This window comes from Microbacterium sp. zg-Y818 (assembly GCF_030246905.1).
Taxonomy (GTDB): domain Bacteria; phylum Actinomycetota; class Actinomycetes; order Actinomycetales; family Microbacteriaceae; genus Microbacterium.
The window spans coordinates 965,031-984,124 of sequence record NZ_CP126741.1; the positions used below are offsets into that span (position 1 = coordinate 965,031).

At 66.0% G+C, this 19,094-nt stretch carries 14 protein-coding genes and 3 rRNA genes; all 17 read left to right on the forward strand.

Going from position 1 to position 19,094, the window contains the following annotated elements; all coding sequences use genetic code 11:
- Positions 1-113 precede the first annotated feature (113 nt).
- The 17 genes from QNO21_RS04320 to scpB all read left to right on the forward strand — a co-directional run bounded on the left by QNO21_RS04320 (position 114) and on the right by scpB (position 19,082).
- A 16S ribosomal RNA gene (locus QNO21_RS04320) occupies positions 114-1,638 on the forward strand.
- 432 nt (positions 1,639-2,070) lie between these two features.
- Positions 2,071-5,176 (forward strand): 23S ribosomal RNA (locus QNO21_RS04325).
- Positions 5,177-5,282: 106 nt separating this feature from the next.
- Positions 5,283-5,399: ribosomal RNA gene (gene rrf, locus QNO21_RS04330) — 5S ribosomal RNA — on the forward strand.
- The 16S, 23S and 5S rRNA genes sit together here, the layout of an rRNA operon.
- 1,017 nt (positions 5,400-6,416) lie before the next feature.
- Positions 6,417-7,262: a tetratricopeptide repeat protein gene (locus tag QNO21_RS04335; RefSeq protein ID WP_257518669.1), complete on the forward strand. Its 846-nt coding sequence runs from the start codon at positions 6,417-6,419 to the stop codon at positions 7,260-7,262.
- Positions 7,262-8,299 (forward strand): HAD-IIA family hydrolase, encoded by a 1,038-nt coding sequence (locus QNO21_RS04340; protein ID WP_257518670.1) that lies wholly within the window; start codon positions 7,262-7,264, stop codon positions 8,297-8,299. The genes QNO21_RS04335 and QNO21_RS04340 overlap by 1 nt, the downstream gene beginning before the upstream one ends.
- Before the next feature lie 29 nt (positions 8,300-8,328).
- Positions 8,329-8,511 carry a hypothetical protein gene (locus QNO21_RS04345; RefSeq protein WP_257518952.1) on the forward strand — a complete coding sequence of 61 codons (183 nt, stop codon included), beginning with the start codon at positions 8,329-8,331 and terminating at the stop codon, positions 8,509-8,511.
- Positions 8,508-9,308, forward strand: a complete 801-nt coding sequence (locus QNO21_RS04350; protein WP_257518671.1) for a TlyA family RNA methyltransferase — start codon at positions 8,508-8,510, stop codon at positions 9,306-9,308. The genes QNO21_RS04345 and QNO21_RS04350 overlap by 4 nt, the downstream gene beginning before the upstream one ends.
- A complete protein-coding gene (locus QNO21_RS04355) occupies positions 9,305-10,234 on the forward strand; it encodes an NAD kinase (protein WP_257518672.1) in 930 nt (309 codons plus the stop codon). The genes QNO21_RS04350 and QNO21_RS04355 overlap by 4 nt, the downstream gene beginning before the upstream one ends.
- Positions 10,235-10,262: 28 nt before the next feature.
- Complete coding sequence (gene recN, locus QNO21_RS04360; RefSeq protein WP_257518673.1) at positions 10,263-11,954, forward strand: DNA repair protein RecN; 1,692 nt, start codon at positions 10,263-10,265, stop codon at positions 11,952-11,954.
- 18 nt (positions 11,955-11,972) lie between these two features.
- Entirely contained in the window at positions 11,973-13,667 is a 1,695-nt protein-coding gene (gene pyrG, locus QNO21_RS04365) for a CTP synthase (protein WP_257518674.1), read from the forward strand.
- Positions 13,660-14,274 (forward strand): NUDIX domain-containing protein, encoded by a 615-nt coding sequence (locus tag QNO21_RS04370; RefSeq protein WP_257518675.1) that lies wholly within the window; start codon positions 13,660-13,662, stop codon positions 14,272-14,274. The genes pyrG and QNO21_RS04370 overlap by 8 nt, the downstream gene beginning before the upstream one ends.
- A gap of 1 nt (position 14,275) precedes the next feature.
- Positions 14,276-15,199, forward strand: a complete 924-nt coding sequence (xerD, locus tag QNO21_RS04375; RefSeq protein WP_257518676.1) for a site-specific tyrosine recombinase XerD — start codon at positions 14,276-14,278, stop codon at positions 15,197-15,199.
- Positions 15,200-15,420: 221 nt separating this feature from the next.
- Entirely contained in the window at positions 15,421-16,020 is a 600-nt protein-coding gene (locus tag QNO21_RS04380) for a vitamin K epoxide reductase family protein (protein WP_257518677.1), read from the forward strand.
- Positions 16,021-16,117: 97 nt separating this feature from the next.
- Positions 16,118-16,633 carry a septum formation family protein gene (locus QNO21_RS04385; RefSeq protein ID WP_257516972.1) on the forward strand — a complete coding sequence of 172 codons (516 nt, stop codon included), beginning with the start codon at positions 16,118-16,120 and terminating at the stop codon, positions 16,631-16,633.
- A 95-nt stretch (positions 16,634-16,728) separates the two neighbouring features.
- Entirely contained in the window at positions 16,729-17,610 is an 882-nt protein-coding gene (locus tag QNO21_RS04390; protein ID WP_257518678.1) for a ParA family protein, read from the forward strand.
- The gene (locus tag QNO21_RS04395; RefSeq protein ID WP_257518679.1) at positions 17,594-18,448 is read left to right on the forward strand and encodes a segregation and condensation protein A; all 855 of its coding nucleotides are present in this window, start codon (positions 17,594-17,596) and stop codon (positions 18,446-18,448) included. Before QNO21_RS04390 ends, QNO21_RS04395 begins: the two co-directional genes overlap by 17 nt.
- On the forward strand, positions 18,438-19,082 hold the full coding sequence (gene scpB / locus QNO21_RS04400) for an SMC-Scp complex subunit ScpB (protein ID WP_257518680.1): 645 nt from the start codon (positions 18,438-18,440) through the stop codon (positions 19,080-19,082). The genes QNO21_RS04395 and scpB overlap by 11 nt, the downstream gene beginning before the upstream one ends.
- The last annotated feature ends 12 nt before the right edge of the window (positions 19,083-19,094 follow it).

Here is a 19,094-nt window from a genome sequence, read left to right on the forward strand (position 1 = left end):
CAAAGTCCGATTCCCTTTGGGGGGTCGGCAACGGATAAGTCAGTAATGACATCCATTTGGTCAGTTCAAACTCGCTGTACACGACCTTATTCCGGTTGTGTCGGCACATTTCTTTTACGGAGAGTTTGATCCTGGCTCAGGATGAACGCTGGCGGCGTGCTTAACACATGCAAGTCGAACGGTGAACCAGGAGCTTGCTCTTGGGGATCAGTGGCGAACGGGTGAGTAACACGTGAGCAACCTGCCCCGGACTCTGGGATAAGCGCTGGAAACGGCGTCTAATACTGGATATGAGCTGCGACCGCATGGTCAGCAGCTGGAAAGATTTTTCGGTCTGGGATGGGCTCGCGGCCTATCAGCTTGTTGGTGAGGTAATGGCTCACCAAGGCGTCGACGGGTAGCCGGCCTGAGAGGGTGACCGGCCACACTGGGACTGAGACACGGCCCAGACTCCTACGGGAGGCAGCAGTGGGGAATATTGCACAATGGGCGAAAGCCTGATGCAGCAACGCCGCGTGAGGGACGACGGCCTTCGGGTTGTAAACCTCTTTTAGCAGGGAAGAAGCGAAAGTGACGGTACCTGCAGAAAAAGCGCCGGCTAACTACGTGCCAGCAGCCGCGGTAATACGTAGGGCGCAAGCGTTATCCGGAATTATTGGGCGTAAAGAGCTCGTAGGCGGTTTGTCGCGTCTGCTGTGAAATCCCGAGGCTCAACCTCGGGCCTGCAGTGGGTACGGGCAGACTAGAGTGCGGTAGGGGAGATTGGAATTCCTGGTGTAGCGGTGGAATGCGCAGATATCAGGAGGAACACCGATGGCGAAGGCAGATCTCTGGGCCGTAACTGACGCTGAGGAGCGAAAGGGTGGGGAGCAAACAGGCTTAGATACCCTGGTAGTCCACCCCGTAAACGTTGGGAACTAGTTGTGGGGTCCATTCCACGGATTCCGTGACGCAGCTAACGCATTAAGTTCCCCGCCTGGGGAGTACGGCCGCAAGGCTAAAACTCAAAGGAATTGACGGGGACCCGCACAAGCGGCGGAGCATGCGGATTAATTCGATGCAACGCGAAGAACCTTACCAAGGCTTGACATATACGAGAACGGGCCAGAAATGGTCAACTCTTTGGACACTCGTAAACAGGTGGTGCATGGTTGTCGTCAGCTCGTGTCGTGAGATGTTGGGTTAAGTCCCGCAACGAGCGCAACCCTCGTTCTATGTTGCCAGCACGTAATGGTGGGAACTCATGGGATACTGCCGGGGTCAACTCGGAGGAAGGTGGGGATGACGTCAAATCATCATGCCCCTTATGTCTTGGGCTTCACGCATGCTACAATGGCCGGTACAAAGGGCTGCAATACCGTAAGGTGGAGCGAATCCCAAAAAGCCGGTCCCAGTTCGGATTGAGGTCTGCAACTCGACCTCATGAAGTCGGAGTCGCTAGTAATCGCAGATCAGCAACGCTGCGGTGAATACGTTCCCGGGTCTTGTACACACCGCCCGTCAAGTCATGAAAGTCGGTAACACCTGAAGCCGGTGGCCCAACCCTTGTGGAGGGAGCCGTCGAAGGTGGGATCGGTAATTAGGACTAAGTCGTAACAAGGTAGCCGTACCGGAAGGTGCGGCTGGATCACCTCCTTTCTAAGGAGCATCTGGCACCCTTTGGGGTGTCCAGGCGCCGGATCGAGACATACGTTCTCGCCGGTAGCTCATGGGTGGAACATTTGACTTGGTGTCGGAGGGTTGCCTTCGGATTTAGTACGCCGCTTGCGGCTGGAACGGTCTGGTGGTTGCTGCCGGCACATGCACGCTGTTGGGTCCTGAGGGACCGGATGCGCACTGACCTTTACTGGTTGGGTGCCTGACGGTAACTCTGGACCTGCTTTTGTTTGTCGGCTTGCCGGCAGGCGGGGGTGGGTACCGCCCGTACTTTGAGAACTACACAGTGGACGCGAGCATCTTCGAGATGATCCTTCGGGATTGTTTCGATCGATGATCTTAAAGATCATTAGTCAATTTCTGATCCAGGCTCTTGCAGCCTGGGTTGCGAGTTTTGATTCAAACTCATGTGATTTTCAAGTCTTTAAGAGCAAACGGTGAATGCCTTGGCATCTGGAGCCGAAGAAGGACGTAGCAATCTGCGATAAGCCTCGGGGAGTGGATAAGCACACTTTGATCCGAGGATTTCCGAATGGGGAAACCCCGCTGGGCGGCGTGCCGACCCAGTGACTCCCGCCTGAATATATAGGGCGGGTAGAGGGAACGTGGGGAAGTGAAACATCTCAGTACCCACAGGAAGAGAAAGCAACCGCGATTCCGTTAGTAGTGGCGAGCGAAACCGGAACAGGCTAAACCGAGTACGTGTGATATCCGGCAGGAGTTGCGTATTCGGGGTTGTGGGACTTTTCAGACAGTTCTGCCGAATTGTCGGCGTTACAAGAAGGTATAGACGAACAGGATTGAAAGCCTGGTCATAGAGGGTGCGAACCCCGTAGTCGAAATGCCTCTCTTGACGCGAAGAGTATCCCAAGTAGCACGGGGCCCGAGAAATCCCGTGTGAATCTGTCAGGACCACCTGATAAGCCTAAATACTCCCAGATGACCGATAGCGGACAAGTACCGTGAGGGAAAGGTGAAAAGTACCCCGGGAGGGGAGTGAAATAGTACCTGAAACCGTTTGCTTACAAACCGTTGGAGCCTCCTTAGTAGGGGTGACAGCGTGCCTTTTGAAGAATGAGCCTGCGAGTTAGCGATATGTGGCGAGGTTAACCCGTGAGGGGTAGCCGTAGCGAAAGCGAGTCTGAATAGGGCGATTCAGTCGCATGTCCTAGACCCGAAGCGAAGTGATCTATCCATGGCCAGGTTGAAGCGACGGTAAGACGTCGTGGAGGACCGAACCCACTTAGGTTGAAAACTGAGGGGATGAGCTGTGGATAGGGGTGAAAGGCCAATCAAACTTCGTGATAGCTGGTTCTCTCCGAAATGCATTTAGGTGCAGCGTTGCGTGTTTCTTGCCGGAGGTAGAGCTACTGGATGGCCGATGGGCCCTAAAAGGTTACTGACGTCAGCCAAACTCCGAATGCCGGTAAGTGAGAGCGCAGCAGTGAGACTGTGGGGGATAAGCTTCATAGTCGAGAGGGAAACAACCCAGACCACCATCTAAGGTCCCAAAGCGCGTGCTAAGTGGGAAAGGATGTGGAGTTGCTTAGACAACCAGGAGGTTGGCTTAGAAGCAGCCACCCTTGAAAGAGTGCGTAATAGCTCACTGGTCAAGTGATTCCGCGCCGACAATGTAACGGGGCTCAAGCACGCCACCGAAGTTGTGGCATTGATATTATTGGTAGGCCTTCGTGGTCCAGCCGTATTGATGGGTAGGAGAGCGTCGTGTGGCCAGCGAAGCGGCGGTGTGAACCAGCCGTGGAGGCTACACGAGTGAGAATGCAGGCATGAGTAGCGAAAGACGTGTGAGAAACACGTCCTCCGAAAGACCAAGGGTTCCAGGGTCAAGCTAATCTTCCCTGGGTAAGTCGGGACCTAAGGCGAGGCCGACAGGCGTAGTCGATGGACAACGGGTTGATATTCCCGTACCGGCGAAGAACCGCCCAAGCTAATCCAGTGGTGCTAAGTGCCCGAATTCCTCTGATTCGATCCCTTCGGGGTGAGAACGTTGGAGCTAGCGCACGACCCCATGCTGGTGCGGTTAGCGTATTAACAGGTGTGACGCAGGAAGGTAGCCCAACCCGGGCGATGGTTGTCCCGGGGCAAGTGCGTAGGCCGAGTGATAGGCAAATCCGTCACTCATTAAGGCTGAGACACGATGCGGATAAAAAGTGGGTGATCCTATGCTGCCAAGAAAAGCATCGACGCGAGGTTCTAGCCGCCCGTACCCCAAACCGACTCAGGTGGTCAGGTAGAGAATACCAAGGAGATCGAGAGAATCGTGGTTAAGGAACTCGGCAAAATGCCCCCGTAACTTCGGGAGAAGGGGGGCCTTCGACGTATTAGGACTTGCTCCGAAAGCGTTTGGAGGCCGCAGAGACTAGTGGGTAGCGACTGTTTACTAAAAACACAGGTCCGTGCCAAGTCGCAAGACGATGTATACGGACTGACGCCTGCCCGGTGCTGGAAGGTTAAGAGGACCGGTTAGCCGCAAGGCGAAGCTGAGAATTTAAGCCCCAGTAAACGGCGGTGGTAACTATAACCATCCTAAGGTAGCGAAATTCCTTGTCGGGTAAGTTCCGACCTGCACGAATGGCGTAACGACTTCCCAACTGTCTCAACCGCGAACTCGGCGAAATTGCACTACGAGTAAAGATGCTCGTTACGCGCAGCAGGACGGAAAGACCCCGTGACCTTTACTACAGCTTGGTATTGGTGTTCGGTGTGGCTTGTGTAGGATAGGTGGGAGACTTTGAAGCATGGACGCCAGTTCGTGTGGAGTCATTGTTGAAATACCACTCTGGTCACTCTGGATATCTAACTTCGAACCGTAATCCGGTTCAGGGACAGTGCCTGGTGGGTAGTTTAACTGGGGCGGTTGCCTCCCAAAAAGTAACGGAGGCGCCCAAAGGTTCCCTCAACCTGGTTGGCAATCAGGTGGCGAGTGTAAGTGCACAAGGGAGCTTGACTGTGAGACTGACAGGTCGAGCAGGGACGAAAGTCGGGACTAGTGATCCGGCAGTGGCTTGTGGAAGCGCTGTCGCTCAACGGATAAAAGGTACCTCGGGGATAACAGGCTGATCTTGCCCAAGAGTCCATATCGACGGCATGGTTTGGCACCTCGATGTCGGCTCGTCGCATCCTGGGGCTGGAGTAGGTCCCAAGGGTTGGGCTGTTCGCCCATTAAAGCGGTACGCGAGCTGGGTTTAGAACGTCGTGAGACAGTTCGGTCCCTATCCGCTGCGCGCGTAGGAAGTTTGAGAGGATCTGACCCTAGTACGAGAGGACCGGGTTGGACGAACCTCTGGTGTGCCAGTTGTTCCGCCAGGAGCACCGCTGGTTAGCTACGTTCGGGATGGATAACCGCTGAAAGCATCTAAGCGGGAAGCCGGCCTCAAGATGAGACTTCCATGCCTTCGGGCGAGAGGCTCCCAGCTAGACTACTGGGTTGATAGGCCAGATGTGGAAGTGCAGCAATGCATGCAGCTGACTGGTACTAATAAGCCGATGACTTGATAACACACCCGTTTGAGGTGCTACGCGTCCACTGAGTGGTTCTCGATGTACGGTCGAGAACCGCATGACAACAATCTTTTGTTGTGTGCAGACTGAAACATCAATAGTGTTTCGGCGGCCATAGCGAGAGGGAAACGCCCGGTCCCATACCGAACCCGGAAGCTAAGCCTCTCAGCGCCGATGGTACTGCAGGGGGGACCCTGTGGGAGAGTAGGACACCGCCGGACTTCTTCCGTGAAATGGCCACCCAAAGTTGGGTGGCCATTTCGCGTTAACAAAGCAATAGGGAAGGAGCCGAGATGACGGACGACAAGCGACCGGATGGCGAAGAACGCCGGCGCCCCAAGCACGTGTCCGACGACCGGCGAAACTCGGGGGAGCGCAAGCCCTTCGTGAAGCGTGACGGCGACCGCAAGCCGTACCAGAAGCGCGACGGTGATCACCGGCCGGCTGCCCGCGATGGTGAGCGGAAGTCGTACCCGCCGCGCGATGGTGAGCGGAAGTCATACCCGCCGCGCGATGGTGAGCGGAAGTCATACCCGCCGCGCGATGGTGAGCGTAAGTCTTATCCGCCTCGTGATGGTGAGCGGAAGTCGTACCCGCCGCGCGATGGTGAGCGGAAGTCTTATCCGCCTCGTGATGGTGAGCGTCGTCCGTACGCGCCTCGTGACGGTGAGCGTAAGTCTTATCCGCCCCGTGACGGTGAGCGTAAGTCTTATCCGCCGCGTGATGGTGAGCGTCGTCCGTACGCCCCTCGTGATGGTGAGCGGAAGTCGTACCCGCCGCGTGATGGTGAGCGTCGTCCGTACGCCCCTCGTGATGGTGAGCGGAAGTCGTACCCGCCCCGTGACGGTGAGCGTCGTCCGTACGCCCCTCGTGATGGTGAGCGGAAGTCGTACCCGCCCCGTGACGGTGAGCGTCGTCCGTACGCCCCTCGTGATGGTGAGCGGAAGTCGTACCCGCCGCGTGATGGTGAGCGAAAGTCGTACCCGCCTCGTGACGGTGAGCGTAAGTCGTACCCGCCGCGTGACGGCGACCGCAAGCCCTATGCGAAGCGTGATGGAGGCGGGCGCCCGTTCGATGCCCGTGACGATCGCCGAGTCTCGCGTCCCCCGCAGGAAGAGCGTGAGTCGGGACCGCACATCCCCGACGACGTCACTGCAGCAGATCTGCACCCTTCGGCACGCAATGAGCTGAAGACCCTGAGCAAGGAGAACGCCGAGCAGGTCGGTCGCCACCTCGCGATGGCAGCGATGCTCATCGAGGAGGACCCGCAGCTGGCACACGAGCACGCCCTCGCCGCGATTCGCCGGGCCGGCCGCATCGCCGTCGCGCGGGAGACCGCCGCCATCACGGCATATGCGATCGGGGACTTCGCCCTGGCGCTGCGCGAACTGCGGACATACCGCCGCATCTCGGGACGCGACGATCAGATCGCGCTCATGGTCGACAGCGAGCGCGGCGTGGGACGGCCCGACCGCGCTCTCGAGCTCGGTCGCTCGGTTGACCGCGCGGCGCTTGCCACCCCGGCGCGGGTCGAGCTCGCGATCGCGATGTCCGGCGCACAGTTGGACCTCGGGCAGCCGCAGCGTGCACTGGCGGAGCTGGACATTCCCGAGCTGGATCCGGACCGTGCCTTCGAGTGGAGCCCGGCGCTCTTCGCCGCCCGCGCGACCGTTTTGGCAGAGCTCGGACGCGATGCCGAGTCCGCCGAGTGGCAGCGCCGCGCGATCGTCGCCGCCGAGGTGATCGACGCTGCTCTCGGTTCGTCGGCGGACGAGGAGTTCCAGATCGTCGACGAGGTCGAGGAGCTCGCGCTCGAGCCCGACGATGCTGAGGGTGACGAGGCCGACGCCGAAGAGGCGGAGGCGGTTGTCGCTGAGGCTGGCGCTGAGAACGCCGAAGCTCATGGCGCCGACGCCTCTGAAGCCGAGTCGGGGGCCACGTCGGCCGCGGAGCCCGAAACGGCCGCGGAGCCCGAAACGGCCGCGGAGCCAGAGACGGTTGCGGTGGCCGATGAGGCCATCGACCCGAAGAGCGAGACGCTGTTCGACGACGCCGGGCTGTCGGACGACGCCCCGGAGAAGTGATGGCGCTGTTCTCGCGCAACGCCACGCCGACGCCGCTTGACGGAGTCGACGTCGTTCTGGCCGACCTCGACGGGGTCGTCTATGCCGGACCCGGCCCGCTTCCGCACGCGGTGGAGAGCCTGGTGCGCGCGGGTCAGACCCGCCGGCTCGGCTACATCACCAACAACGCCTCGCGCACCGACGCCACGGTGGCAAGCCACCTGCGTGAACTCGGCCTGTCTTCGACCAGACCCGAGGACGTCGTAACCAGTCCGCAGGCGGCCATGCGGCTGCTGCGGGAGCGCGTGGCGCCCGGCGCGCGCATCCTCGTCGTCGGTGGTGACGGACTGACGGTCGAGGTGGAGAAGGCGGGCTACGCAGTCACGCGCAGCGCCGACGACTCGCCGGCCGCGGTCGTGCAGGGCTTCGCGCCCGACGTCGGCTGGCAGCACCTGGCCGAAGCGGCGTACGCGCTCGCACTGCCTGAGGACGAGGGCGGCATCCCGTGGATTGCCACCAACACCGACTGGACGATCCCTCAGGCGCGGGGCCTCGCTCCGGGCAACGGCACCCTGGTGTCAGCCGTGCATACCGCGGTCGGCCGGCTCGCCGTCGTGGCGGGCAAGCCGGAACGCCCGATCTTCGACGAAGCCGTGGCCCGCTTCGGCGCATCGAACCCACTGTTCCTCGGTGACCGCCTCGACACCGACATCGCGGGGGCTCAGGCCGCCGGCATCCCGTCGGTGCTCGTCCTCACCGGGGTGGACCGGCCCAAGCACGTGCTGGCTGCGCCGCCGCATTCGCGGCCGACGTACATCCTGGGCGACCTGCGCGAGCTGCATGAGCCGTACCCCGAGGTGAAGATCAAGGGCGACGTCACGACCGTGCGCGATGCGGCGGTCCGCATCGACGGACCCGACGTCCACATCCTTTCCGAGGGCTCGCGCCCCATCGATCTCGTGCGCGCGGGCGCGGCGGCGATCTGGGCGACAGGACGTGGTATCTTCGGGTTCCGCGTGCCGGAGCGGCTGTACGCCGACCCGTTCCACCGGCCCTGATCCGGCGGACCAGCGCCTATCCTGGGGGCATGTCGATGGATGCCGCGCCCGAGCCGTCCGCAGCCGAACCCGCGCAGCCGCGCGAAGATCTGCTGTCGGCGCTCGAGGTGATCGAGGGCCAGCCCCTCGGCGAGCGGGCCCAGGGGTACGCGGCGCTGCACGACGAACTGGCCCGTCGGCTGCAGTCCGGCCCGGCAGACCCCTCAGCATGACGGAGCGTCTCGATGCGGCCGTCGCTGCGCGCGGGCTTGCGCGCTCGCGCACGCACGCCGCGCAGCTGATCGCCGCCGGCCTCGTGAGCGTCGACGGGCAACCGCTCGTGAAAGCGTCCGCACGTGTGGGGGAGGATGCCGCGATCACCGTCGCGGCATCCGATCACTACGTCAGCCGAGCGGCGCACAAGCTGATCGCCGCACTCGACGCCTTCGCCGTGGACGTGCAGGACCGGACGGCGCTGGACATGGGGGCGTCCACCGGAGGATTCACGCAGGTGCTGCGTGAACGAGGCGCCCATCCCGTGCTCGCCGTCGACGTGGGCCACGGTCAGCTGGCGGCATCCGTCGCCGCCGACCCCGAGGTGCGGGCCGTCGAAGGGTTCAACGTGCGGCACATGACTCCGGAGAGCCTCGCCGCGGCCTCGGGCGTCGACGTGGCGCCGTCGGTGGTCACCGGCGACCTGTCGTTCATCTCGCTTGCGCACGTGCTGCCGGCCGTGGTGGCCGTCTGCGCCCCGGACGCCGACGTCGTCCTGCTGATCAAGCCGCAGTTCGAGGTGGGGCGAACGGGCGTGCGTGAGGGGCTCGTCAAGAACGCCGGCCTGCGCGCCGACGCCGTCGCCGGCGTGCTGTGGTCGGCATGGGACGCGGGCCTGGGCACCTGCGGGCTCATCTCGTCGCCGATCGCCGGCACGCACGGCAACGCGGAGTATCTGGTGCATCTGCGTCCGGGCGTGGACGGCAATCCGACAGAATGGTTGCGCACCGTGAACCGACTGGCGGAGATCGAATGACGCAGCCTCAGCGACACATCCTCGTCGTCGTCAACGCCCACCGGGGCGACAACGCCGACGCTGCCCAGCGCGTCTTCCAGGCCCTCCAGTCCGCCGGCGCCCACCCCGTCGTCACCGCCGAGGATCGCGCCGATCTCACGGGTATCGATCTCTCGGGCGTCGCCACCCTCGGCACCGATGTCGCCGTCGACGACATCGAGCTGGCCATCGTGCTCGGCGGCGACGGGACGATCCTGCGGGCCGCCGAACTCGTCCGTGACGGCACCGCCCCGGTGCTCGGCGTCAACATGGGGCATGTCGGCTTTCTGGCCGAGATCGAACGGGACGACATGGATGACGCGGTGCGCCGCGTCATTGCGCGCGATTACGTCGTCGAGGAACGCATGGCCCTGTCGGTGCGTATCAAGGATGCCACCAACACGGTGATCTACGAGACGTGGGCGCTGAACGAGGCCACCGTCGAGAAGGCCAGCCGGGAGCGGATGCTCGAGGTCGTCATGGAGATCGACGGCCGCCCGCTGTCGTCATTCGGGTGCGACGGCGTCGTCGTGTCGACACCCACCGGGTCGACGGCGTACAACTTCTCGGGCGGCGGACCAGTGGTGTGGCCCACCGTCGAGGCGATCACGGTCGTCCCGCTGTCGGCTCACGCTCTCTTCGCGCGCCCGCTGGTGGTGAGCCCCGAGGCGGCGGTGGCGATCGAGGTGCTCGAGCGCAACAACGGCCTCGGCGTGCTGTGGTGCGACGGGCGGCGCTCGCACGATCTGCCGCCGGGCGCCCGCGTGGTCGTGCGCCGCTCCGCCGACCCGGTGCGCTTGGCGCGGCTGCATCCCGCTGCCTTCACCGACCGGCTCGTGCGCAAGTTCCAGCTGCCCGTGACCGGCTGGCGGGGACCCGTCGGACCGGTCGAGGCGGAGGCCCCGTGAGCATCGCTGTGTTCTGCGAGGTTTCGCGATGATCGAGGAGATCCGCCTGCGCGACCTCGGTGTCATCGCCCAGGCGACCCTGCCGATGGGCCCGGGGTTCACCGCGATCACCGGAGAGACTGGCGCGGGCAAGACGATGGTCGTCACAGGCCTGGGGCTGCTGCTCGGTCAGCGCGCGGACTCGGGTGCCGTGCGCTCGGGGGCGCCGCAGGCATCGGTGGAGGGCACGTGGATCGTCCCGGACGACGGACCCGTCGCCGAGCGGGTGCGCGAGGCGGGCGGAGACCTCGAACCCATCGGCGGGGGCGACGCGGAGCTGTACCTGGCGCGCACGCTTTCGAGCGAGGGTCGCAGCCGTGCGACGGTAGGCGGCCGCACCGCGCCCGCGGGTGTGCTCGCCGATCTCGCCGACCAGCTCGTCGTCGTGCACGGGCAGTCGGATCAGCTGCGGCTGCGCTCAGCCGTCGCGCAGCGCGAGGCCCTCGACAGGTTCGGCGGTGCGCCGGTCGCCGCAGCACTCGCGGATTACCGCTCGGCATACGACACCTGGCGGGCGCTGGACGCCGAGCTGACCACGCTCACCGGTGACCGCGACGCCCGAGCGCGCGAGGCCGAGGAGCTGCGCCTGCTGCTGGCCGACATCGAACGGGTCGACCCGCAGCCGGGGGAGGACGACGATCTGACGCGTCGGGCCGAGCGTCTCGCGCACGCCGAGGACCTGCGCGTGGCCGCGGCGACCGCCCACGCGGCATTGTCGACCGACGACGACGCGCCCGACGTCGCGGCGCTGGCCGCCGAGGCCCGGCGGGCTCTGGAGCGTGCCGCCGACCGCGATGGCTCTCTTGCCGCCCTTGCCGAGCAGGCGGCCGAGATCGGGTACCGCGCCGTGGATCTCGCGCAGTCGCTGTCGGGATACCTCGCCGACCTCGACGAGACCGGACCGCAGGAGCTCGCCCTCGTCGAGGAGCGTCGCGCCGAGCTCGCGACGCTGTCTCGCGTGCACGGCTCGGTGGATGCCGCGATCGACCTGCTGCGCACCGGATCGGCCCGCTTGGCCGAACTCGACGACGACGGCGACCGGGTCGAGCGTCTCACGGAGGAGCGCGACGCCGCGGCATCCGTGCTCGACGTCGCCGCCGACGCCCTGACCGCCGCGCGCACGGCTGCCGCAGAGCGGCTCGGCGCGGCCGTCACCGACGAGCTGCGTGCCCTGGCCCTGCCCGACGCGCGCCTGGCGGTGCAGGTCGCGCCGGGGTCGCCGTCGGCCGCCGGCCGCGACGACGTGACCATCCTGCTGGCCCCGCATCCGGGAGCCGAGCCGCGGCCCGTCGCCAAGGGTGCCTCCGGCGGCGAGCTCAGCCGCGTGATGCTGGCGCTCGAGGTGGTCATCGCCGGCACCGACCCGGTGCCCACGTTCGTGTTCGACGAGGTGGATGCCGGCATCGGCGGGGCCGCCGCGATCGAGGTGGGCCGCCGCCTGGCACGACTCGCCGAATCGTCGCAGGTCGTCGTGGTCACCCACCTCGCGCAGGTGGCCGCCTTCGCCGGCAACCACCTCACCGTCGTGAAGGCCAGCGACGGGTCGGTGACCGCCTCGAGCGTGCGGCGGTTGGCCGGCGCCGACCGAGAGGCCGAAATGGCCCGACTGCTGTCGGGGATGGCCGATTCCGAGGCGGCACTCAGCCACGCACGCGAACTGCTCAGCCTCGGCGGCGCATGACTGGTAGCATGAAAGCCCGTGACGGAAACTTCTAGCGCGGCCCCCCTTTCGAACGACACCACCAGACACATCTTCGTGACAGGCGGTGTCGTTTCCTCGTTGGGGAAGGGACTGACCGCAGCGAGCCTGGGCAACCTGCTCACCGCGCGCGGCGTGCGCGTGGTCATGCAGAAGCTCGACCCTTACCTGAACGTCGACCCGGGAACGATGAACCCGTTCCAGCACGGCGAGGTGTTCGTCACCGACGACGGGGCCGAGACCGATCTCGACATCGGCCACTACGAGCGCTTCCTCGACATCGAGCTGAACCAGTCGGCCAACGTCACGACGGGGCAGATCTACTCGCAGGTCATCGCCAAGGAACGCCGCGGCGAATACCTGGGCGACACTGTTCAGGTCATCCCGCACATCACCGATGAGATCAAGCGTCGCATGCGACTGCAGGCGACCGAGGATCCCCAGCCCGACGTGATCATCACCGAGATCGGCGGAACGGTCGGCGACATCGAGTCGCAGCCGTTCATCGAGGCCGCGCGCCAGATCCGCCACGAGCTGGGTCGCGACAACGTCTTCTTCGTGCACGTGTCGCTGGTGCCGTTCATGGGCGCCTCGGGTGAGCAGAAGACCAAGCCCACGCAGCACTCCGTCGCGGCCCTGCGCTCCATCGGCATCCAGCCCGATGCGCTGGTGCTGCGCAGCGACCGGCCCGTCACCGAGTCGAACAAGCGCAAGATCGCGCTCATGTGCGACGTCGATGAGGATGCCGTCGTCAACGCCGTGGACGTCCCGAGCATCTACGACATCCCCACAATGCTCAACGAGCAGGGCCTGGACGACTACATCGTGCGGGCGCTGGGGCTCTCGAAGGCCGCGGACGTGGACTGGACGCGCTGGAACACCGTGCTGCAGGCGGTGCACAACCCCAAGCACGAGGTCACCATCGGCCTGGTCGGCAAGTACATCGACCTGCCCGACGCCTACCTGTCGGTGACCGAGGCGCTCAAGGCAGGCGGCTTCGGCCAGGAGACGAAGGTCAACATCACCTGGATTCCCTCCGACCTGTGCGAGACGCCCGAGGGCGCCGAGAAGGCGCTGGCGGGCGTCGATGGCATCGTGATCCCCGGCGGCTTCGGCATCCGCGGCATCGAGGGCAAGCTCGGCGCGCTGCGGTTCGCGCGTGAGCAGGGCCTCCCCACCCTCGGCATCTGCCTCGGCCTGCAGTGCATGGTCATCGAGTACGCGCGCAACGTCGCCGGACTCGAGGGCGCGTCGTCGAGCGAGTTCGACCCCGACACCGAGTTCCCCGTCATCGCGACGATGGCCGAGCAGGTCGACATCCTCGCAGGCGGCGACCTGGGCGGCACCATGCGCCTGGGCCTGTACCCGGCCAAGCTCGCGGAGGGGTCTCTCGCCGCGGAGGTCTACGGCTCGGACGTCGCCTATGAGCGTCACCGCCACCGCTACGAGGTCAACAACCGCTACCGCGACCAGATCGCCGACGCCGGCCTGGTCTTCTCGGGCGTGAACCCGGACCTGGGACTCGTGGAGTACGTCGAGCTGCCGCGCGACGTGCACCCGTACTACATCGCCACCCAGGCGCACCCCGAGCTGCGCTCGCGGCCCACCGAGCCGCACCCGCTCTTCCACGGGCTGATCGCCGCGGCCGTCGAGCGTCACCGCGCCAGCGAACTGTTCGACGTCGAGAATGCCTGACTCAGGCGCCGCGGAGTACCCCGACCCCGCCGGGCTGCGCGACGAGCCCGTCGAGTACGAGGTCGTGCGCAGCGAGCTCGTGTACCGGGGGCGCGTGTGGGATGTCCGCAGCGACACCGTGCGATACGGCGACGGCGAGATCGTGCGTGACTACGTCGCGCACACCGGTGCCGCGGCCGTCGTCGCGCTCGACGACGAGGGGCGGATGCTGCTGATCCAGCAGTATCGGCACCCGATCCGCAGCCGCGACTGGGAGATCCCGGCGGGCCTGCTCGATGTCGAAGGGGAGCCGCCCGTCGACGCCGCACGGCGGGAGCTGGCGGAGGAAGCCGACCTCGTGGCCGCGCAGTGGGAGCCACTGGTGACCTTTCACAGCTCACCGGGCGGCAACGACGAGGTGCTGCACGTCTTCTTCGCGCGCGGCCTCACCGCCGCCGCCGAGAAGCACGCCCGGGGTGACGAGGAGAGCGACATCCGCCTGGCGTGGGTGCCGCTGGACGACGTGATCACCGGCATCCTCGAGGGGCGGATGCGCAACGGCATCCTCGCGATCGGAGCGTTCGCCGCCGCGGAGCGCCTGCGCCGATCCGGGGCCGCCGGGCACTGACATGCGCATCGAGCGCGCGGTCGACGGGTACCTCCGTCACGTCGCGGTCGAGCGCGGTCTCTCGGAGCACACCAGTGCCGCCTACCGTCGCGACCTCGACGGGTACTCGCGCTGGCTTGAGGTGCAGGGAATCGCTGACACCGATGCTGTGACGGCCGACGTGGTGTCGGCGTTCATCGCGGACCGAGCCTCGGCCGACCCGCCGCCGGCGGCGTCGAGCCTGGCGCGGCTGCAATCCGCGGTGCGGTCGTTTCACCGTCACCTGGTGCGGGAGGGGCTCTCCGACGACGACCCGACGGGAAGGCTGCGACCGCCCAAGGCAGCGCGGCGTCTGCCGAAGGCGCTCACCATCGCGCAGGTGGAGGCGCTCATCGAGGCCTCGGGGCCTGCGGCATCCGATGCCCTGCCGGGCGACCTCGTCGGCCTTCGCGACCGCGCACTGCTGGAGCTGCTTTACGCCACCGGCGCGCGGATTTCGGAGATCGTCCAGCTCGACGTCGACGATCTCGCGCACGGTGACGTGCTGCGCGTGCGCGGAAAGGGCGACAAGGAGCGCATCGTGCCGATCGGCTCCTATGCGCGCACGGCGGTCGACGCGTACCTCACGCGGGTGCGGCCAGAGCTGTCGCGGCGGGGGAGTGCGACCCCGCGGCTGTTCCTGGGAGTCCGCGGCGCACCGCTGTCGCGGCAGAGCGCGTGGCTGGTCATCGGGCAGGCAGCTGAGCGCGCGGGGCTGACCGCGCACGTGTCGCCGCACACCCTGCGGCATTCGTTCGCGACGCACCTGCTGCAGGGCGGCGCCGACGTGCGCGTCGTGCAGGAGCTGCTCGGCCACGCCTCGGTGGCCACGACCCAGATCTACACCTACGTCTCGCCCGACGCGCTGCGCGACGTGTACGTCACGTCCCACCCGCGGGCTCGCTGACCCGCGGGGCGCTGCGGCCCGGATGGGCCCGCGCCGCATCGCGCCTCGTCACCTCGATCGGTGAGACGAAACCGGATGGCCGAGACAGTGGGTAATCCCCACAGTCTCGGCCGCCCGTATTCGTCTCAGCGTCTGGTGGGGCCGGGCGGGGCGGTGGTGGGTGGGGTTTGCACGGCCGGCCGATCAGCGGGCGGCGCGAGCGGGACGCCAGACTGAGGGGCATGTCGACCACTGCCGCGACCACCCTTCGCCCATCGCGCGCGCTCGCCGTCTTCTGGATCGTCGCGGCAGCGGCCGGGTGGGTGGTGTCGTTCCTGCTCTACCAGGAGTACATCGGGCAGCTGACGGGAGCGGACCCGCTGTTCTCGTGCCAGATCAGTGTGCTGGTCACGTGCGGACCCAACCTGCTGTCACCCGGCGGCAACCTTCTGGGGTTCAGCAACTCGCTCATCGGCATGACGCTCTTCCTCGGCCCGATCTACGCCGGCGTGAGTGCGCTGGCCGCGCCCGACGGGCTGCGGGTGTGGTTCTGGCGCGTCTTCACACTGTTCGTCCTCGGCGGCTTCCTGCTGGTGCACCTCTTCGCCTACCGCAGCGTCTTCGAGTACGGCTCGCTCTGCCCCTGGTGCATGGTGGTGTGGCTCGTGACCATTCCGCTGTTCTGGTTCACGCTCGGCTGGGCGCTCCGCGATGGGGTGTGGGGGCGGATGCCGCGCCTCGGCGCCGCCTTGCTGACGTGGGCGCCGCTGCTCACGGTGACGAACTACGCCCTCATCGCGATTGTGGCCCAGGTGCGGCTCGATGTGCTGGGCAGCCTCTGACCCCGCCCGATTGGCGCCGACGCGCCGAGTGCTGGCAAGCTGGATGGTCATACCTCTGAACACTCAATGAGTTCCCTATGAAAAAGAGAGATCAACCATGAAGTTCGCCCGCCCCCAGCTCGCCCTCGCCGGCCTCGTCGTGCTCGGTATGACCACGCTGACCGCGTGTTCCGCCGCGTCGCTGCCGGACACCTCGTCGGAGCCCGTTCGCGACGCCGAGAGCGGCCAGGTCACCGAGAGCTCCGAAGCCGTCGACGTCTTCGCGATCCGCGTCGGGGACTGCCTCAACACCTCGGAGCTGACCGGCGAGACCGAGCTGGAGAGCGTCCCGGTCGTCCCCTGCGAGGAACCGCACGAGGACGAGGTCTACCACGCCTTCGACGTCGAGGGATCTGAGTACCCCGGCACCGACGCGCTCGCGGCCGAGGCCGACGAGACGTGCATCGCCGAGTTCGGCACCTTCGTCGGCACACCCTGGGAGGAGTCGGCGCTGGAGTACTGGCCGATGTACCCCAGCGAGCAGTCGTGGGCAGGTGGGGACCGCGAGATCCTCTGCATCGCGTACGACCCCTCGCAACTGGTCACCGGCACGCTCGCCGGCGCCGCGCGCTAGTCGCCATCGCCGGAGGGTCGCCACCGCGCGCCCTCCGGCGATCGCCGCGGTGATGGCTAGAATCGGTGCAGGCATCCCAGAGAGCAGGAGCATCGGTGGCGGGTAAGGCACAGGCGGCGAAGACCGCGGCGGGGGACACACCGATCGGTCCCACCGGTCGCCCCTATCAGGGCTTCCCGACCCCGCCGAAGCTCGACGGTCACGGTCCCGCGCGAATCATCTCGCTGTGCAACCAGAAGGGCGGCGTCGGAAAGACGACGACCACCATCAACCTCGCCGCGTCGCTGGCCGAGTACGGTCGCCGGGTGCTCGCGGTGGACTTCGACCCGCAGGGCGCGCTGTCGGCGGGTCTCGGCATCGCGACGCACGAGATCCCCACCATCTACGACCTGCTGCTGGACAGCAAGCGCGACCCGCACGAGGTCATCGTGTCCACCGCCGTCGAGGGCCTGGACATCCTCCCCGCCAACATCGACCTCTCTGCGGCCGAGGTGCACCTGGTCAACGAGGTCGCCCGCGAGACGATCCTCGCCCGCGTGCTGCGCAAGGTCGCGGGGGAGTACGACGTCATCCTCATCGACTGTCAGCCGTCGCTCGGTCTGCTGACCGTCAACGCGCTCACGGCGAGCCACGGCGTGCTCATTCCGCTCGAATGCGAGTTCTTCGCCCTGCGCGGCGTCGCCCTGCTCATCGAGACCATCGACAAGGTGCGCGACCGCCTCAACCCGAGCATCGAGCTCGACGGCGTGCTGGCGACCATGTACGACCCGCGCACGCTGCACTCGCGCGAGGTGCTGGAGCGGGTGGTCGACGCGTTCGGTGACGATGTGCTCGAAACCGTCATCGGCCGCACGGTGAAGTTCCCGGATGCCTCCGTATCGGGCGTTCCCATCATCGACTTCGCACCCGAGCACCCGGCTGCCCAGGCCTACCTGCGGCTGGCGCGGGAGCTGGTCGCCCGTGGCGCCGTCGCCTGACGACGACCCGTCCGCCGTCGTCGAGCCGTCGACGAAAGCCCAGGCCGAGACGGCCGAACCCGGATTCCGCGTCTCGCTCGACGTGTTCGACGGTCCGTTCGACCTGCTGCTCTCACTCATCTCGCAGCACGAGCTGGACATCACCGAGGTCGCGCTCAGCCGGGTGACCGACGAGTTCATCGCCTACCTGCGGTCGATGCAGACCGCCGAGCAGCTCGACGAGGCATCCGAGTTCCTGGTCGTCGCCGTGACGCTCCTGGACATGAAGGTGGCGGGCCTGCTGCCGCAGGGCGAGCTGGTGGATGCCGAATCGGTCGCCCTCCTCGAGGCACGGGATCTGCTCTTCGCGCGTCTGCTGCAGTACCGCGCGTTCAAAGAGGTCTCGGCCTGGTTCGCCGCCCACCTGCAGGCCGAGGACCGCCGGCACACCCGCTCGGTGCCGCTGGAGGAGAAGTACCGTCGCGCCGTGCCGGAGCTCGTGTGGACACTCTCGCCCGATGACTTCGCCGCGCTCGCGGTGGTCGCCATGGCGCCGAAGGAGATCCCGCATGTCGGGCTCGACCACCTGCACGCGCCCCTGGTGTCGATCCGTGAGCAGGCGGCGATCGTCGTGACTCTGCTGCGCGCTGCCGGCACCCTCAACTTCCGCGACCTCGTCGCCGGTGTGGACCAGACCGGCGTCGTCGTCGCGCGGTTCCTCGCCGTGCTCGAGCTCTACCGCCACGCCGCCCTGTCGTTCGAGCAGCTCGAGCCACTGGGCGAACTGACCCTCCGCTGGACCGCCGAACGGTGGTCGGACGACAGCCTCGCCTCTCTGGGAGCCGACTATGACCGATGACCCCTCGCTGCACACCGAACCTGTGGCCGTGCCCGCGACCGACGACAGCGAAGAGCCCGTGCAGCGGCCGCAGGACGTGGCATCCGTTGCAGAGCGCCTCGAGGCGATCCTGCTCGTCGTCGACGAGCCGCAGTCGCTCGTCGGTCTCGCGGCCGCGGTCGGCGCGCCCGTGCCGGCCGTGCGCCAGGCGATCGAGACGCTCGTGGCCGACTACGACGGCAAGGCCGCAGGCCCCCGCCGCGGATTCGAGCTGCGCGAGGTCGGCGGCGGCTGGCGCTTCTACGTGCGCGCCGAGCACGACGCGCTCGTCTCGGAGTTCGTGAACGCACAGGCTCCGTCGCGGCTGTCTCAGGCGGCGCTTGAGACCCTGGCCGTCATCGCCTACAAGCAGCCCGTGACCCGCAGCCAGGTGGCGTCGATCCGCGCGGTCAACGTCGATTCGGTGGTGCGCACGCTCGTGGCGCGCGGGCTCATCACCGAACTGTTCACCGACCCCGAGACCGGGGCGATCAACTACGGCACGACCGACGCGCTGCTGGTCAACCTGGGCATCAACTCCCTCGACGAGCTGCCCCACATCTCGCCCCTGCTGGACGACGGCGCCGACGGGTTCGATGTGGAAGGCCTGCGATGACCGAGCACGACA

Excerpts from the sequence above, each read along its gene's own strand:
- QNO21_RS04335 (WP_257518669.1), top strand. The coding sequence starts at position 6,417 with ATGGCAGCGATGCTCATCGAGGAGGACCCGCAGCTGGCACACGAGCAC.
- QNO21_RS04340 (WP_257518670.1), top strand. The coding sequence starts at position 7,262 with ATGGCGCTGTTCTCGCGCAACGCCACGCCGACGCCGCTTGACGGAGTC.
- QNO21_RS04345 (WP_257518952.1), top strand. The coding sequence starts at position 8,329 with ATGTCGATGGATGCCGCGCCCGAGCCGTCCGCAGCCGAACCCGCGCAG.
- QNO21_RS04350 (WP_257518671.1), top strand. The coding sequence starts at position 8,508 with ATGACGGAGCGTCTCGATGCGGCCGTCGCTGCGCGCGGGCTTGCGCGC.
- QNO21_RS04355 (WP_257518672.1), top strand. The coding sequence starts at position 9,305 with ATGACGCAGCCTCAGCGACACATCCTCGTCGTCGTCAACGCCCACCGG.
- recN (WP_257518673.1), top strand. The coding sequence starts at position 10,263 with ATGATCGAGGAGATCCGCCTGCGCGACCTCGGTGTCATCGCCCAGGCG.
- QNO21_RS04370 (WP_257518675.1), top strand. The coding sequence starts at position 13,660 with ATGCCTGACTCAGGCGCCGCGGAGTACCCCGACCCCGCCGGGCTGCGC.
- xerD (WP_257518676.1), top strand. The coding sequence starts at position 14,276 with ATGCGCATCGAGCGCGCGGTCGACGGGTACCTCCGTCACGTCGCGGTC.
- QNO21_RS04380 (WP_257518677.1), top strand. The coding sequence starts at position 15,421 with ATGTCGACCACTGCCGCGACCACCCTTCGCCCATCGCGCGCGCTCGCC.
- QNO21_RS04385 (WP_257516972.1), top strand. The coding sequence starts at position 16,118 with ATGAAGTTCGCCCGCCCCCAGCTCGCCCTCGCCGGCCTCGTCGTGCTC.
- scpB (WP_257518680.1), top strand. The coding sequence starts at position 18,438 with ATGACCGATGACCCCTCGCTGCACACCGAACCTGTGGCCGTGCCCGCG.